This window comes from Nocardia sp. NPDC060249 (assembly GCF_042728755.1).
Classification (GTDB): domain Bacteria; phylum Actinomycetota; class Actinomycetes; order Mycobacteriales; family Mycobacteriaceae; genus Nocardia.
Map to the genome: position 1 here is coordinate 675,426 of NZ_JBHXAQ010000001.1, position 15,837 is coordinate 691,262.

The window sequence follows — 15,837 nt, forward strand, 5'->3', positions numbered from 1 at the left end:
TACGTAGGCGAAAGTGCTGGTAGTGGGGTCGAGGGTCGGCGTGGCGGGTGGGCGGCGCTGATAAGTTAACGGGCATGACGAGTTCGCCCAGCCTGCTGTTCAACCCGGCCACCTACGACCCCCAGCATTTCGATGCCGAGACGCGGCGGCTGCTGAAGGCCACCATCGAGTGGTTCGAGTCCAAGGGCAAGGCGCAGCTGCTGGTCGAGGATCGCGACGCGGTGTGGACATCGGAGTTCCTCGAGTTCGTCGGCAAGGAAAAGCTGTTCGCGACCTTCCTGACCCCGGCCGCCTACGCCGACGGCGACCCGAACAAGCGCTGGGACGCGGCACGCAACGCGGCACTGGCGGAGATCTTCGGGTTCTACGGGCTGGCGTACTGGTACGCCGAGCAGGTCACCATCCTGGGCCTCGGCCCGATCTGGCAGAGCGGCAACGAGATCGCCAAGCGCAAGGCCGCCGCCGACCTCGACGACGGTCAGGTGATGGCGTTCGCGCTGTCCGAACGCGACCACGGCGCCGACATCTACAACACCGACCTGATCCTCACCCCGAGCGAGCCGGGCAGCGCCGACGCCGAGGCGGGCATCCTGTTCCGGGCGAGCGGCGAGAAGTACTACATCGGCAACGGCAACGTCGCCTCGATGGTGTCGGTGTTCTCCCGGCGCGCCGACGTGGAGGGTCCCGACGGCTACATCTGGTTCGCCGCCGACAGCCGCCACGGCGACTACCACCTGATCGAGAGCGTTATCCACGGTCAGATGTATGTCAGCCACTTCCGGCTGGAGAACTACCCGGTGACCGCCGCCGACCTGCTCCACGAAGGGCCCGAAGCCTTCTCGGCCGCGCTCAACACCGTCAATGTCGGCAAGTTCAACCTCTGCCACGGCGGCATCGGCATGGTCGAGCACTCGTTCTTCGAGGCCATCACCCACGCCAACAACCGCATCCTCTACGGCAACCCGGTCACCGACTTCGCCCATGTGCGCGGCAATTTCGTCGACGCCTATTCGCGGTTGATCGCGATGAAACTGTTCAGCGACCGCGCCGTCGACTACTTCCGCAGTGCCTCGCTCGAGGACCGCCGCTACCTGCTGTTCAACCCGATGACCAAATCCAAGGTCACCTCGGAGGCCGAGGTCGCGATGACCCTGCTGCTGGATGTGCTGGCGGCCAAGGGTTTCGAGAAGGCCACCTACTTCGCGCAGGCCTCGCGCTACATCAACCACCTGCCGCGCCTCGAGGGCACCGTGCACGTGAACGTGGGCCAGATCCTGAAGTTCATGCCGAACTACCTGCTCAACCCGAAGGAATACCCGGCGATCGGCACCAACCTCGAAGCCGGCGACCAGCCGTTCTTCTGGCAGCAGGGTCCGGCCCGCGGAGCGGGCAAGGTGCAGTTCGCCGACTGGACCCCCGCCTACGAGCAGGCATCCGAGGTCCCGAACGTCGGCCGGTTCTACGAGCAGGCTCGAGCGCTGCGCAGCCTGCTGCTCACCGCGGCTCCCGACGCGGCCCAGCAGAAGGACCTGGACTTCATGCTGACCATCGGCCACCTGTTCTCCACGGTGGTCTACGGCCAGCTGATCCTCGAGCAGGCCGAGCTCACCGGGCTCGACCGTGATGTGCTCGACCAGATCTTCGACTTCCAGATCCGCGACTTCAACACCCAGGCCTCGGCGCTGCTCGGCAAGCCGTCGGTCACCGACGCCCAGCGCGCGTGGGCGATCGGGGCCCTGCGCAGCCCGGTTGCCGACGCCGAGCGTTTCGGCCGGGTGTGGCAGCAGGTAGCGGCCTACGACGGCGCGTACGCGATGCGCCCGTAGTCGGGGCCTACGGTTGCGGGCAGGTCGCTGATCTGCCCGCAACCGCCGACTCGGTGTCCTACGCCCGCCCCGGGAACGCGACGGTGACCGGGACCGATCCCAGAATCGTCTGCCAGCGGGCGCGGCGAACGGCGGCTTCGGTGAGCGCTTCCGTCGCGATGGCGCGCACCGCCTCGTCGTTCGCGTTCTCCACGACCGTGTACCACGCTGCCGCGCAATCGGATTCGACGCTCACCGCGAGATGGGCCGCGGGAATCGGATCATCGACGGGGGCGGGCGGGGTGTAGGCGGCACGGGGCGCGTCCGGTGCGGTGCCCTCCGCTTCCAGGAGTTCGACGGTGCTGTCCCGACGGGCTCGGTGCGCGGCGCTGAACTCGGCGACCAGGCGGGACCGGTCGGCATTGGCGTACGCGGCGATCAGGCCGTAGGCGTAGACGGCGGCGTACTCGGCGTCGAGCGCGCTCTGCAACGCCGTTCGCTGTTCGGTCATGTCAGCAGGACTCCTGCCTGGGTGGCGCAGGCCGCGCTGATCGACGCGAGAAGACCTGCGCGATAACCGGATTCGGTACGGGCCAGGGCTGCGGCGGACTGTTGGGAACGGACCAGCTGATCACGCACCTGCGCGACGGTGGCCGGCTGCGCGGACGCGGTCTCGACCTCCGAGGCCGGGACCGGCGATCCACCGGGGCCGGGCACGGTCAAGACGCCCGTGCGATGGACGGGCGTGGTGCCGTCGCCGTACACGCCGATCACCCGGTCGATTTCGGTGCGAAGCGCGTCGGCGTGGGCGGTGCGCTCGGCGGCGATCGTGCTCAACGCGGCATTCGCCTGAGGTGCCAGCGCGATCGCCGCGGTCGCGGCCGCGGCGTCGGCACGGGCCAGAACTTCTTGCGCGGCAAGGGGATCCGGCGCGTGCACGGTATCGTCTTCGGTGCAGGCGGCCAGTGTGGCCACCACGGGAAGGCCGATCGCGCTCGCGCCGGCGAGTCGGAGCAGGGTGCGGCGGCGCCAAGTCGGCCCGGTGTCGGCCCGCGCGGTCGCGGATAGCGAAAGCTGCTGCCCGGGTGTGGGATGTGGCACTACGGCGGGCGGCTGCGACGCGGTCGCGCCGGCGGGAACCGGCGTCGGCCCGGCGAGGTGCGCGGTGGCAGGCTCGACCCGTAACCGAGAGGGTTCGTGCCGGTCGGAACGCATGCCGGAAGGTCGCCCGGCTCTCGGCGGGACGGAATGGCGGTGGGGCACGTGCACCATCGTGCCAGATCTCGCGCGGGTAGTTCGCGCGCGTGGTGACACGGCTCTGGCACGCCGAGTCGGACCGGTGCGCGGTGCTCAGGGCCTGGTCCTTTACACTCTCTGAGCGCGTTACGCTAGACCTTCGGCGTAGATATTTCCGATCGCGTCACAACTGAACCAGGAGCCGCCCATATGCCGATGCCCACCGAGGAAAGGGTGAGCCAGCTAGTCGCTGAGCTCGTCGCACGCCGGGGATTCGACCTCGAGGGCGTCGCGATCGCCGCCGCGGGCAATGGCGAGCTGGCTCCGGTTCGCGTGCAGGTCACCGTCGACAGCGACGGCCCCGCCGACCTGGACACCATCGCCGCGCTCAGCCGTGAGATGTCCGAACTTCTCGATGCCGCAGGCGATTTCGGCGAATCCGCCTATCTGCTCGAAGTGACGACACCCGGCGTGGAGCGCCCGCTCACCACCGAACGGCATTGGCGGCGCGCACAGGGCCGCAAGGTCCGCGTGAAACTGGCCGACGGCGCCGAGCGGATCGAGGGCAAGGCTCGTTTCGACGCACGCGTCGGCCTGCTCGCCGACGACGCCACCGGCACCTCCACCATCGCGCTCGTCATCGGCGGCAAGGTGAAGCCGCATCGCGTGCACGTGCCGGTCGCCGATATCGCCGAGGCTGTCGTCCAGGTCGAGTTCAACGCACCGGGCGCCGCCGAACTCGAGCTCGCGGGCGGCATCGCCCCGGGCCGCCCGGTACCGGGCGAAGAACCCGCCGACCTCGCCGCACCAGGACAACACAGTGACACTCCCACCGAAGGGGTTGCGGAATGAATATTGAAATCGAAGCCTTGCGGGCGATCGTCGCCGACAAAGGTATCTCGATCGAGACCGTGATCTCGGCGATCGAGTCGGCACTGCTCACCGCCTACCGGCACACCGACGGCCACGAGGCCAACGCGCGCATCGACATCAACCAGAAGACCGGTGTGGTGCGGGTGATGGCCCGCGAACTCGACGCCGACGGCAACCTCGTCTCCGAATGGGACGACACCCCGGAGGGTTTCGGCCGCATCGCCGCGACCACCGCCCGCCAGGTGGTGCTGCAGCGGCTGCGTGACGCCGAGAACGAGAAATCCTTCGGCGACTTCGCCACCCACGAGGGCGAGATAGTCGGCGGTGTGGTCCAGCGCGACGCCAGGGCCAACGCCCGCGGCATCGTGGTGGTGCGCATCGGCAGCGAGGCCAACGGCGCCGAGGGGCTGATCCCGCCCGCCGAGCAGGTGCCGGGGGAGACCTACGAGCACGGCGACCGGATCAAGTGCTACGTCTACGGCGTCTCGCGTGGCCCGCGTGGCCCGCAGATCCAGCTCTCGCGCACCCACCCGAACCTGGTGCGGCGGCTGTTCTCGCTCGAGGTGCCCGAGATCGCCGACGGCTCCGTCGAGATCGTCGCGGTCGCGCGCGAGTCGGGACACCGCTCCAAGATCGCCGTGCAGTCCACCGTGCCGGGTGTGAACGCCAAGGGCGCGTGCATCGGCCCGATGGGTCAGCGCGTGCGCAATGTGATGAGCGAGCTGGCGGGCGAGAAGATCGATATCATCGACTACGCCGAGGATCCGGCGACATTCGTCGGCAATGCGCTCTCGCCGTCGAAAGTGGTTTCGGTCACCGTCGTCGATCCCGACGCCAGGGCGGCACGCGTGATCGTGCCCGACTTCCAGCTCTCCCTCGCCATCGGCAAGGAGGGCCAGAATGCCCGCCTGGCTGCCCGTCTGACGGGCTGGCGCATCGATATCCGCAGCGACGCGGCTCCGCAACCGGACGACTCCAGTCGGCCGGAAGCGCACCGTAGCTGATCCGAACACGTCGAATCCCGACCGGCGGATGACATGTTCGTAACTTCCGGAGGGGAGGGGTTCGTCGTTATGACCGGGTCACCGGTAGAGTGGGTACAGGACCGGCCCGCGCAATCCGTTCGCACCTGTATCGGATGCCGTCAGCGTGAGCCGTCTGCCGACCTGTTGCGGATCGTGGCGCAGCATCGGAACACCGATGTCGCGATTGTTCCCGATCCGCGGCGCAGACAGCCCGGACGGGGTGCATGGCTGCACCCCGTTTCAGTTTGTTTGCGTTCCGCAGAGCGGCGCCGAGCATTCGGCAGAGCCCTACGAGTGTCCGGAAATCTGGATATCTCAGCCCTGGAGCAGTACCTCGAGAACAGGCACGAGCACTCATGAGCACACCGTGAAGCACCAACGATGAACGTCCGTCGGAGATAACCCGAGGTCGTGCGGGCCCGCCTTACCTAGGCGGCGTCACTGCTCGGCCTCTCAGTGAGGAGAGCAGTGGCAGGCAAGGCCCGCGTGCACGAGTTGGCTAAAGAGCTCGGTGTCACAAGCAAGGAACTACTCGCGAAGCTCAAGGAGCAAGGCGAGTTCGTGAAGTCGGCGTCCTCGACGGTGGAAGCACCCGTCGCACGTCGTCTGCGCGAATCTCTGGCGTCGAAGTCCGCTCCGGCGGCCGATGCCAAGTCGGCGGCCCGTCCCGGCCCGTCGTCGGCAGCAGCAGCCCGTCCGGCTGCCAAGCCCACCCCCGGTGGTGGCCCTCGCCCCGGTCCGCGTCCGGCTCCGGCCGCTCCCGTCCCGGCAGCCGCTGCCGCGCCGGTCGCGCCGAAGCCCGAACCGGCCGCTCCGGTCGAGGCCAAGCCCGCTACCCCGGCACCCGCGAGTCCCGCTCCGGCCGCCGCGCAGTCGGCTCCGGCCACCAAGCCCGCCCCCGCGCCCGGCCCGCGTCCGGCTCCCGCCGCGCCGCGTCCGGCACAGCCTCCCGCTGCGGGTCAGACCCGTCCGGGTCAGGCGACTCCGGGCGCTGCCGCCCCCGGTCCGCGTCCGGCCGGTCCCGGCCCGAAGCCGGGGCCCAAGGCTCCGCGCGTCGGCAACAACCCGTTCAGCTCGGCGCCCGATCGTGAGCGTCCGGCACCGCGTCCCGCCCCGCAGGGTGGCCCGCGTCCGACTCCGGGTCAGGGCGGTCCCCGTCCGGCTCCCGGTCAGGGTGGCCCGCGTCCGGCTCCCGGTCAGGGCGGTCCCCGTCCCGGTCAGGGTGGTCAGGGGCAGGGGCAGCGCCCGGCCGCCGCGCAGGGCGGCGCCCCGCGTCCCGGTGGTCCCCGTCCCAACCCGGGTTCGATGCCTCCGCGTCCGAACCCCGGTGCCATGCCCGCGCGCTCCGCACGTCCCGGCCCCGCGGCCGGTGGCCGCCCGGGTCGTCCCGGTGGCGCTCCCGGCGGTGGCGGCGCAGGCCGTCCCGGTGGTGGCGGCGGCGGTGGCGGCTACCGCGGTGGCGGTGGCGGTGCCCCCGGCGCTCCCGGTGCCGGTGCTCCCGCGGCCGGTGGTTTCCGTGGTCGTCCCGGTGGCGGTGGCGGTCGTCCCGGTGGTCCCGGTGGCCGTGGTGGCGCAGCCGGTGCGTTCGGTCGTCCCGGCGGCGCGGTCCGTCGTGGCCGCAAGTCGAAGCGGGCGAAGCGCGCCGAGTACGAGAACATGCAGGCTCCCGCCGTCGGCGGCGTGCGTCTGCCCCGTGGCAACGGCGAGATCATCCGTCTCGCCCGTGGCGCCTCGCTGTCGGACTTCGCCGAGAAGATCGACGCGAACCCCGCAGCTCTCGTGCAGGCCCTGTTCAACCTCGGCGAGATGGTCACCGCGACCCAGTCGGTGAACGACGAGACCCTCGAGCTGCTCGGCGGCGAGATGAACTACGTCGTCCACGTGGTCAGCCCCGAGGACGAAGATCGCGAACTGCTGCAGTCGTTCGACCTCACCTACGGCGAGGACGCCGGCGGCGAGGACGACCTCGAGCACCGTCCGCCGGTCGTGACCGTCATGGGTCACGTCGACCACGGTAAGACCCGACTGCTCGACACGATCCGTAAGGCCAACGTCGCCGAGGGCGAGGCCGGTGGCATCACCCAGCACATCGGTGCCTACCAGGTGCTCACCAACCTCAACGAGGAAGAGCGTCTGATCACCTTCATCGACACCCCGGGTCACGAGGCGTTCACCGCCATGCGTGCTCGTGGTGCGAAGGCCACCGATATCGCGATCCTCGTGGTCGCGGCCGACGACGGCGTCATGCCGCAGACGGTGGAGGCGATCAACCACGCCCAAGCCGCCGATGTGCCGATCGTCGTCGCGATCAACAAGATCGACAAAGAGGGTGCGAACCCGGACAAGATCAAGCAGCAGCTCACCGAGTACGGCCTGGTCACCGAGGAGTACGGCGGCGACACCATGTTCGTCAACATCTCGGCCAAGCAGGGCACCAACATCGATCAGCTGCTCGAAGCCGTGCTGCTGACCGCGGATGCCTCGCTCGACCTGCGGGCCAACCCGGACATGGACGCCCAGGGTGTCGCCATCGAGGCGCACCTCGACCGCGGCCGTGGCCCCGTGGCCACCGTGCTCATCCAGCGCGGCACGCTGCACGTCGGCGACTCGATCGTGGCGGGCGACGCCTACGGTCGCGTCCGTCGCATGGTCGACGAGCACGGCGAGGACGTCCACGCGGCGACCCCGTCGCGCCCGGTCCAGGTCATCGGTTTCACCTCGGTGCCCGGCGCCGGTGACAACCTGATCGTGGTCGAGGAAGACCGCATCGCCCGTCAGATCGCCGATCGCCGCAATGCCCGCAAGCGCAACGCGCTGGCCGCTCGCAGCCGCAAGCGGATCAGCCTGGAAGATCTGGATGCCGCACTGAAGGAGACTTCGGAGCTCAACCTGATCCTCAAGGGCGACAACTCCGGTACCGTCGAGGCCCTCGAAGAGGCCCTGCTCGGGATCGAGATCGACGACGAGGTGCGTCTGCGCGTCATCGACCGCGGTGTCGGTGGCGTCACCGAGACCAACGTCAACCTGGCGTCGGCCTCCAACGCGATCATCATCGGCTTCAACGTCCGCGCGGAGGGCAAGGCCACTGAGCTGGCCAACCGCGAAGGCGTCGACATCCGGTACTACTCGGTCATCTACCAGGCGATCGACGAGATCGAGAAGGCCCTCAAGGGCATGCTCAAGCCGATCTACGAAGAGGTCGAGCTGGGCCGGGCGGAGATCCGCGCGATCTTCCGTTCGTCGAAGATCGGCAACATCGCCGGTTGCATGGTCACCTCGGGCTCGGTCAAGCGCAACGCCAAGGCGCGCCTGATCCGGGACGGTCGCGTGATCGCGGAGACGATGACCATCTCCTCGCTCAAGCGGGAGAAGGACGACGCTCCTGAGGTTCGCGAAGGTTTCGAGTGCGGTATGACCGTCACCTACAGCGACATCAAGGACGGCGACATCATCGAGGCTTACGAGCTTCGTGAAAAGCCGCGCGACTGATCAACGCACTACCGCTCGATCCACGCCGCATCCGATTCTTCGGGTGCGGCGTGGGTTCTTGCGTGAACCCCATCTACCAGGAGGTGAGCACCGCTGTTCATCGGTGCGCTCGAATTCGATCTACTGCTCGGTGACGTGCATTCGCTCAAGGAGAAGCGGTCGGTGATCCGGCCGATCCTCGCCGAGCTCCAGAAGCGCTTCGGCGTGAATGCCGCCGAAGCCGGAGATCAGGACCTGCACCGCCGGGCACTGCTCGGTGTGGCCATGGTCAGTGCGGAAACGGGACACCTGAACGAGGTGCTCGACAAGTGTGAGCGGCACGTTGCCGCGCGTCCGGAGATAGAGTTGCTGGCAGTACGCCGCCGGATCTTCGGACCCGAAGACTAGGGAGGTTCAGCCATGGTTGATCAAGCCAGGGCACGCCGGCTCGCCAAGCGGATTTCCGCGATCGTGGCCACCGCGATCGAATACGAGATCAAGGATCCGCGGCTGCGGTTCGTCACCGTCACCGATGCCAAGGTGACCGGGGATCTGCGCGAGGCGAACGTCTATTACACGGTGATGGGCGAGACCATCGACGCCGAACCCGACTACGCCGAAGCCGCCGCCGGGCTCGACGCGGCCAAGGGTGTGTTGCGGTCCAAGGTGGGCGCGGGTACCGGAGTGAAGTTCACCCCGATCCTGTCTTTCACTCTCGATAAGGTGCCCGAGGTGGCCCGCGAGATGGAAGAGTTGCTCGCGAGAGCTCGCGCCATCGACGACGAGGTGGCCAAGGTCGCCGCCAACGCCAAGCACGCGGGCGAGGCCGACCCGTACAAGGCCGATCGCGACGACGAAGACGAGTAGGCAGGCATGTCCGGTCAGCGCCCAGCTCGAGTGACCACGCAGGGTACGTCATCCCGCCCGGTGGGCACAGCCCTGCCGGGCCGACGGCCGGTGCCCGTCGTGGACGCCGGATGACCAGCGTCCGCGACGGGACCGAACTGGGCGCGGCTGTCGCCGCATTGGCGGCGGCGCGCTCGGTGACGATCCTGTGCCACGTACAGCCCGATGCCGACACCGTCGGGAGCGGGCTGGCGCTGGCGCTGGCGCTGCACCGGCGCGAGGTACCGGTGTGTGTGTCCTTCGCCGAGCCCGCCGAGCTGCCGGCTTCGTTGCGCACGCTGCCCGGTGTGCAGATGGTCGTGCCGCCCGCGCAGGTGCCGGACGAGGTGGACCTGTTGATCGTCGTCGATTGCGGCGCCCGCAGCCGTCTCGGTGCTCTCGCCGATCGATTACCCGGTGCGACAATGACATTGGTGATCGATCATCATCGGGCCAACGACGGCTTCGGCACCGTCGACCTGATCGACGAGACCGCGGCCTCGACCACCGAACTGGTGACCCGGCTCCTCGACGCCTGGGGCGTGGAGATCGACGCCCCCATCGCGCACTGCCTGTTCGCGGGCCTGGTCACCGACACCGGTTCGTTCCGCTGGGCCCGGCCCGGCAGCCACGCCATGGCCGAGCGCCTGCTCGCCACCGGCATCGACGGCACCGAGATCACCCGGGTCCTGCTCGATACCCACCCCTATGCCTGGTTGCCGATGCTGTCGAAGGTGCTGTCGACCGCCGTGGTCGTGCCCGCCGCCGCCGGTGTCGGCCTGGTCTACGCGCTGGTGCGCGCCGCCGACACCTACGACGTGGGCCCCGAAGAGGTCGAGAGCGTGATCGACGTCATCCGCACCACCGCCGAGGCGGGCATCGCCGCCGTCTTCAAGGAAGCCCGCGGCCCCAACGACCGCTGGACGGTCTCCCTGCGCTCGCGCGACTCCGCCCCCGGCCGCACCGACGGCATCGACGTCGCCGCGGTCGCCGGCGTTTTCGGCGGCGGCGGCCACCGCTTCGCCGCCGGCTACACCACCTACGGCAACGCCGAGGATGTCGTCCGCGCCCTGATCACCGCGCTGGGCTGACCTGGGTTACCGCGCTTGTCTTCTCGCGGCGTAGACGCAGGGCGAGGGGGACGCCGAGGATCGTGGTGGTGGCGCAGAGGGTGAAGGCCAGGGCGGGCCGGTCTACGAGCAGGCCGGTCAGGCCTGCTACGACGAGGCCGCCGAGATTGCCGGTCATCCAGATGAGGCCCGCGGCGGTGCCTTCGGCGGCGCCGGTGTGACGTTCGGCCATGGCCAGGACGATCGGGAGGGCGGGGAGCAGAGTCAGGCCGATGAGGACGAAGGCCAGGAAACCGGTGGCCAGCCCGGGGGCGAGGGCGACGAGCAGACAGGCGGCGGCGCTGGCGGTGAGACTGACCATCACGGCCGGGAGTTCGATACCGCGCCGCAGGACCGCGACCGGAATCACCGCGCAACCGACGACACCGGCGAGGACGTTCACCAGCAACACGACACTGGCCACGTCGGCGCTCACGCCGGACGGTTCCAGCAGTGCCTGGCCATAGGTCGCCAGCGCGACGAACGTGCCGAAGGGGAAGAACACGGCGACGCAGAGTCGGCGCACATACCGGTCGCCGAGAGTCGCTCGGAGCGCGGCGAGCGAGGTCGAGGTGCTCGCGGCGGGTCCGGTGCCCGCGCGCATCAGTTCGACCGTCAGTGCGACCGCGGCCAGGGCGGCGAAGATCGTGCCGATCGCGGTCAGGGTGGTGAGCTGGCTGTGCGCAGGCAGCGCCGCGCCGAGCACGAACGCGGCGGCCATCCCGGCGAAGGTGCTCGCCGTGCCCACCGCGATACCGGTCGGCCGGTCCTTCTCGTCGAGATAGTGCCCGGCGATGCCGGTGATCGCGTTGAGCACCAGCGGTTGCGCGATGGCGACGACGGTCTGACCGATGAGCACGATCGCGAACCCGCCGTCGAGCAGGCGTAGCGCGGCACCGATCGCGGTGAGTACCGCGCCGGCGATCAGGCTGGGGCGGAACCACCGATCGAGTGCGATCCCAGCGGGCACCGCGAGCACGACGTAGAGCAGCGGGAACATGTTCGCCAGCCACCCGATCGCGGATTCGGACACACCGAAGTGCTCCGCCGCCACGGTCGTGACCGGCGCGTAGGTGAGCCACACCAGCTGGGTGGCCGCGCCGACCAGGGCGAACGCCGTGATCACCCGCCATCGCTGCACAAGCACCATGGTCGATCCTGAGTTGTCCGGGCGAACCAGGCGTCCGCGGTGTGTCATCGTCCCACCCGAGCTGGGCAGACGACCAGTGTCGTCACTCATCCTGCCTGTCGTCCACACTTCGTACCGCGATTTCGTGCCGATGGGTAAGTGCGTCCGCGATCGGCGGTGTGGGTGGGGGCGTCGGTGCACGACCACCGCGACCATGATCATGCCCGGCGAACGGTGAGATCGCCGATGCACGTGATGGGCGATGTGTCGGTGGCGTGTGCCACCATCGGCAGGTCGGCGGCGCGTCCGATGAGTTCGTGGTGACCGTGGGAGGTCGGTGTGGGGTCCGCTGAACCGAGGGGCGAAGCCATGACCGGCGATGAGGTCGATCAGGTCGGGCCGCGGCGAATTCTCGGAATCGCCGTGCCCACCCTGGGTGTGTTGGTCGCCGAGCCGCTGTATCTGCTCTTCGACATCGCGGTGGTCGGCAGGCTGGGGGCGCTGGCACTGGCCGGGCTGGCCGTCGGCGCGGTGATCCTCGGGTCGGTGAGCACCCAGCTGACGTTCCTGTCCTATGGGACGACCGCGCGTGCGGCCCGCAGACACGGTGCGGGGGATCGGACAGGTGCTGTCGAGGAGGGCGTGCAGGCCAGCTGGGTGGGTGTGGCGATCGGCCTGGTGATCGTCGCGGTGATCCAGTTGTTCGCGGTGCCACTGTGTTCGGTGCTCTCCGGCGGTGGGGAGATCGCCGACGAGGCATTGATCTGGGTGCGGATCGCGCTGTTCGGCGTGCCGTTGATCCTGCTGTCGATGGCGGGCAACGGGTGGATGCGCGGCGTGCAGGATGTGCGACGACCACTGACCTACGTGGTGGCGGGCCTGGCGTTGTCGGCGGTGCTGTGTCCGGTTCTGGTGTACGGACTGCTCGGCGCGCCGCGCATGGAACTGGCCGGTTCGGCGGTGGCGAATCTCGTCGGCCAATCGGTCTCCGGCGTCCTGTTCGCCTATGCTCTGTTGCGTGAACGTGTTTCGCTTCGACCGCGCGTCGTGGTGATGCGCGCTCAACTCGTTCTCGGGCGCGACCTCATCATCCGCAGTCTGTCGTTCCAGATCTGCTTCGTCTCCGCCGCCGCGGTGGCCGCCCGTTTCGGCGCCGCGTCCGTGGCCGCCCACCAGGTGGTCCTGCAACTCTGGAATTTCCTCGCCCTGACCTTGGACTCGCTCGCCATCGCCGCACAGGCCCTGGTCGGCGCGGCCCTCGGTGCCGGTAATGCCCACGGCGCCAAGGTGATCGCGCGCCGTGTGACGGTCTGGTCCGAGATCTTCGCCCTGCTCCTCGCCGCCGTCTTCGCCGCGGGCGTGACCGCGATCCCGCTGCTGTTCACCGACGACCCCCAGGTCCTCGAACGCACCCACGTCATCTGGTGGTTCTTCGTCGCCATGATCCCGGTGGCCGGCGCGGTGTTCGCCCTCGACGGCGTCCTGCTCGGTGCGGGCGACGCCGCGTTCCTCCGCACCGCGACCCTTGTCGCCGCTCTGACCGGCTTCCTGCCGTTGATCTGGCTGTCGCTGATCTTCGACTGGGGCGTGGCGGGAATCTGGACCGGCTTGGTCGTGTTCATGCTGGCTCGGCTGCTGGCCGTCATCGCCCGCGCACGATCCGGCCGCTGGGCCAAGGTGGGCGCCGAACTCCCACAGGGTGCCGCCTAGTTCTACGGAAAACCCCTGTGACGCAGCGCATTCCATGGTGTTGATGAATACGGCGGTGCTTCTCGGCGGTCGATCGCCTACCGTCGGAAGGACGGACACGAGGATCGACGATGGAGGCGCCATGGCCGTGCACGATGTGATTGCCCAGGGCGGCCGGGTGGTGGTGGCCGCGGCGCTGGTGCTGATCGGTGCGGTCGGTGTGGCGCCCGCGGCGCAGGCGGTGCCCGTCGCGCCGGGGCAGCTCGTTTCCCATCTCGCGCAGCCCGCGGGCTGGGGTGAATGGTCGCGGGCGGCGATCGTCGAATATCGCACGGAGGGCGCGACGCGCGGCATCACGAACGCGTCGGGGCTGTTGCTGCTCCCGGATTCGCCCGCCCCGGAAGGCGGTTACCCGGTGGTGGCGTGGGATCACGGGACCAGTGGGCTGGGGCCGCAGTGCGGCCTCACCACCGACAAGGCGCGGCACGAACGACCCCTGCTGCGCGCGTTCCTCGATCGTGGCTGGGCGGTGGTCGCGCCGGATTACCTCGGCCTGTCGCCCGGCTCCGACACCGTGCACCCGTACCTGCACACTCGCACCGAGGCCACCGCCACGATCGACCTGGTTCGTGCCGCGCGGGTCGCCGAGCCGAGTCTGGCGCCGACGTGGGCCGTGGTCGGCGGTTCGCAGGGCGGACACGCCGCGCTGGGGACCGGCAACCTCGCCGGCGACTACGCGCCCGAACTGGACTTCCGCGGCACCGTGGCGCTGGCGCCGGAATCCAATTACGAGCAGATCCTGACCTGGCTCGATACCGGCGTCCCGAACCTCCCGATCGTGGACCGGCTCGTCGGCCCGTTCGCGGGCATGCTCGCCGGGCTGCGCGCCACCCGGCCCGACCTGGATGTGAACGGTCTGCTCAGCGCTCGGGGGCGCGAGGTGGTCGACGCGATCGCCACCAGCTGTGTCGACGATTTCGACCGGGCCGTCGGCGGCGCGTCGATCGGCGCGCTGCTGGCGAAGCCCGTGGCCGCCGACGGTCTCGGCGCGGCCCTGCGCGACTACATGGTCGTCCCCACGCTCGGCTATCGCCAGCCGGTGCTGATCGCGCACGGCGCGGCCGACACCGTGGTCCCGCTGCCGCTGACATTCGCGCTGCTCGCGCAGATGCGGTCGGCGGGCACCCAGGTCGAGTTCGCGCAGTACCCGGGCGGACACGAACAGATCGGTGTCGAATCGCAGGAACGAGTGCTGGCTTTCGTCGACGGCATACTCACCGCCTGACCAGGGCGCGGACCGGTTCAGCGGGGATAGGGACTGAGCATGTCGATCCAGCGAATGTCCAGGTCGCGGGTCAGGTAGTCCAGGCGGGAATTCCAGAACCCCTGCATGTGCGGCAGGGCCGGGTGGCGGTCGAGCTCCGCGAGGCGGGGCTGGTCCGGCAGGTGAATGACGGCAATCGCAGGTCCGTCGTCCTGCGACCTCGACGCGCGGTTTCCTGGGCTGCTAGATCTCCTGGTGGCCGAGGCAGTCGACGCGCAGGGGTGAACCCGCCGGTGCCGCGCGCCCGGGGTGTGCCACTGTGGACAGGTGATTCCGAAGTTGATGGCGGTCAGCGATGTGCACGTGGGGCATCAGGGCAACAAGCCCGTGGTGGAGCAGATCGTTCCCGATTCGCCCGAGGACTGGCTGATCGTCGCCGGTGATGTGGGGGAGAAGGCCGAGGAGGTGCGGTGGGCGCTGGAGTTGCTGCGCGGCCGCTTCGCCAAGGTGATCTGGGTGCCGGGCAACCACGAGCTGTGGACCACGCCGAAGGACCCGGTGCAGATGCACGGCGCCGCCCGCTACGACTATCTGGTCGCGATGTGCCGTGACCTCGATGTCGTCACTCCCGAGGACCCGTTCCCGGTGTGGACGGGTCCGGGCGCCGAGAAGTACGGCGGCCGGGTCACCGTGGCGCCGATGTTCCTGCTCTACGACTACTCGTGGCGACCGGCAGGCACGAAGACCAAAGCGGAGGGTCTGGCGCTGGCGCGCGAACGCAATGTCGTGGCGACCGACGAGTTCCTGCTGGCCCCCGACCCGTACCTCACCCGCGACGCCTGGTGCCACGCCCGCGTCCAGTACACCCAGCGCCGCCTCGACGCGCTGCCCGCCGACACCCCGGTGGTGATGATCAACCACTTCCCCCTGGTCCGTCAGCCCACCGATATCCTGTTCTACCCGGAGTTCTCGCTGTGGTGCGGCACCGACCTGACCGCCGACTGGCACACCAGCTACAACGTGGTCTGCTCGGTCTACGGCCACCTCCACATCCCCCGCACCACCTACTACGACGGCGTCCGCTTCGAAGAGGTCTCCCTCGGCTACCCCCGCGAATGGAAACGCCGAGGCATGCCGGAACCGCTGCTGCGCCAGATCCTGCCCGACCCGGTCTATGCCGAAGGCGACCTGAACTCCTGGGGCGGCCACTTCAAGGTCACCCCGGAGATGGAAGCCGCGGCCGCCGAGATGCGCGAGAAGGCCGAGCGCAGGCGCGGCATCTGACAGCGAATTTGCACGAGAACCCCACGCCTGATTTCGTAAGAACATCGGTAACTCACCGGGCACGAGCACA

At 69.1% G+C, this 15,837-nt stretch carries 14 protein-coding genes; 11 read left to right on the forward strand and 3 right to left on the reverse strand.

Features of this window, described 5'->3' with window-relative positions; genetic code table 11:
* Positions 1 to 74 precede the first annotated feature (74 nt).
* Positions 75 to 1,826: an acyl-CoA dehydrogenase family protein gene (locus tag ACFWFP_RS03090; protein ID WP_379292854.1), complete on the forward strand. Its 1,752-nt coding sequence runs from the start codon at positions 75 to 77 to the stop codon at positions 1,824 to 1,826.
* A gap of 58 nt (positions 1,827 to 1,884) precedes the next feature.
* On the opposite strand, the gene ACFWFP_RS03095 is transcribed toward ACFWFP_RS03090, so the two are convergent.
* Both ACFWFP_RS03095 and ACFWFP_RS03100 read right to left on the reverse strand, forming a co-directional pair.
* Entirely contained in the window at positions 1,885 to 2,316 is a 432-nt protein-coding gene (locus ACFWFP_RS03095; RefSeq protein ID WP_379292855.1) for a ferritin-like domain-containing protein, read from the reverse strand.
* On the reverse strand, positions 2,313 to 2,795 hold the full coding sequence (locus ACFWFP_RS03100; RefSeq protein WP_379293734.1) for a hypothetical protein: 483 nt from the start codon (positions 2,793 to 2,795) through the stop codon (positions 2,313 to 2,315). The genes ACFWFP_RS03095 and ACFWFP_RS03100 overlap by 4 nt, the downstream gene beginning before the upstream one ends.
* Positions 2,796 to 3,251: 456 nt before the next feature.
* Here ACFWFP_RS03100 and rimP point away from each other — a divergent pair, with 456 nt between their 5' ends.
* The 7 genes from rimP (at position 3,252) to ACFWFP_RS03135 (ending at position 10,383) form a co-directional block, all read left to right on the forward strand.
* Positions 3,252 to 3,893, forward strand: a complete 642-nt coding sequence (rimP, locus tag ACFWFP_RS03105; protein ID WP_379292857.1) for a ribosome maturation factor RimP — start codon at positions 3,252 to 3,254, stop codon at positions 3,891 to 3,893.
* Positions 3,890 to 4,918: a transcription termination factor NusA gene (gene nusA / locus ACFWFP_RS03110; RefSeq protein ID WP_379292858.1), complete on the forward strand. Its 1,029-nt coding sequence runs from the start codon at positions 3,890 to 3,892 to the stop codon at positions 4,916 to 4,918. The genes rimP and nusA overlap by 4 nt, the downstream gene beginning before the upstream one ends.
* 69 nt (positions 4,919 to 4,987) lie before the next feature.
* Positions 4,988 to 5,299 (forward strand): YlxR family protein, encoded by a 312-nt coding sequence (locus ACFWFP_RS03115; RefSeq protein WP_101468594.1) that lies wholly within the window; start codon positions 4,988 to 4,990, stop codon positions 5,297 to 5,299.
* A 108-nt stretch (positions 5,300 to 5,407) separates the two neighbouring features.
* Positions 5,408 to 8,428: a translation initiation factor IF-2 gene (gene infB / locus ACFWFP_RS03120; RefSeq protein WP_379292859.1), complete on the forward strand. Its 3,021-nt coding sequence runs from the start codon at positions 5,408 to 5,410 to the stop codon at positions 8,426 to 8,428.
* Between the two features lie 93 nt (positions 8,429 to 8,521).
* Complete coding sequence (locus tag ACFWFP_RS03125) at positions 8,522 to 8,815, forward strand: DUF503 domain-containing protein (protein ID WP_056811534.1); 294 nt, start codon at positions 8,522 to 8,524, stop codon at positions 8,813 to 8,815.
* 12 nt (positions 8,816 to 8,827) lie between these two features.
* Positions 8,828 to 9,274, forward strand: coding sequence for a 30S ribosome-binding factor RbfA (gene rbfA / locus ACFWFP_RS03130; protein WP_101466563.1), 447 nt, complete (start codon positions 8,828 to 8,830; stop codon positions 9,272 to 9,274).
* A gap of 110 nt (positions 9,275 to 9,384) precedes the next feature.
* Positions 9,385 to 10,383, forward strand: a complete 999-nt coding sequence (locus ACFWFP_RS03135; protein ID WP_379292860.1) for a bifunctional oligoribonuclease/PAP phosphatase NrnA — start codon at positions 9,385 to 9,387, stop codon at positions 10,381 to 10,383.
* Here the strand turns inward: ACFWFP_RS03135 and ACFWFP_RS03140 are convergent.
* Entirely contained in the window at positions 10,367 to 11,551 is a 1,185-nt protein-coding gene (locus ACFWFP_RS03140) for an MFS transporter (RefSeq protein WP_379292861.1), read from the reverse strand. The genes ACFWFP_RS03135 and ACFWFP_RS03140 overlap by 17 nt on opposite strands.
* 348 nt (positions 11,552 to 11,899) lie before the next feature.
* Here ACFWFP_RS03140 and ACFWFP_RS03145 point away from each other — a divergent pair, with 348 nt between their 5' ends.
* The 3 genes from ACFWFP_RS03145 (at position 11,900) to ACFWFP_RS03155 (ending at position 15,767) form a co-directional block, all read left to right on the forward strand.
* Positions 11,900 to 13,240, forward strand: a complete 1,341-nt coding sequence (locus ACFWFP_RS03145; RefSeq protein WP_379292862.1) for an MATE family efflux transporter — start codon at positions 11,900 to 11,902, stop codon at positions 13,238 to 13,240.
* A 121-nt stretch (positions 13,241 to 13,361) separates the two neighbouring features.
* Positions 13,362 to 14,504, forward strand: a complete 1,143-nt coding sequence (locus tag ACFWFP_RS03150) for a lipase family protein (RefSeq protein WP_379292864.1) — start codon at positions 13,362 to 13,364, stop codon at positions 14,502 to 14,504.
* Positions 14,505 to 14,810: 306 nt separating this feature from the next.
* Positions 14,811 to 15,767, forward strand: a complete 957-nt coding sequence (locus ACFWFP_RS03155; RefSeq protein ID WP_379292865.1) for a metallophosphoesterase family protein — start codon at positions 14,811 to 14,813, stop codon at positions 15,765 to 15,767.
* Positions 15,768 to 15,837: the final 70 nt, after the last annotated feature.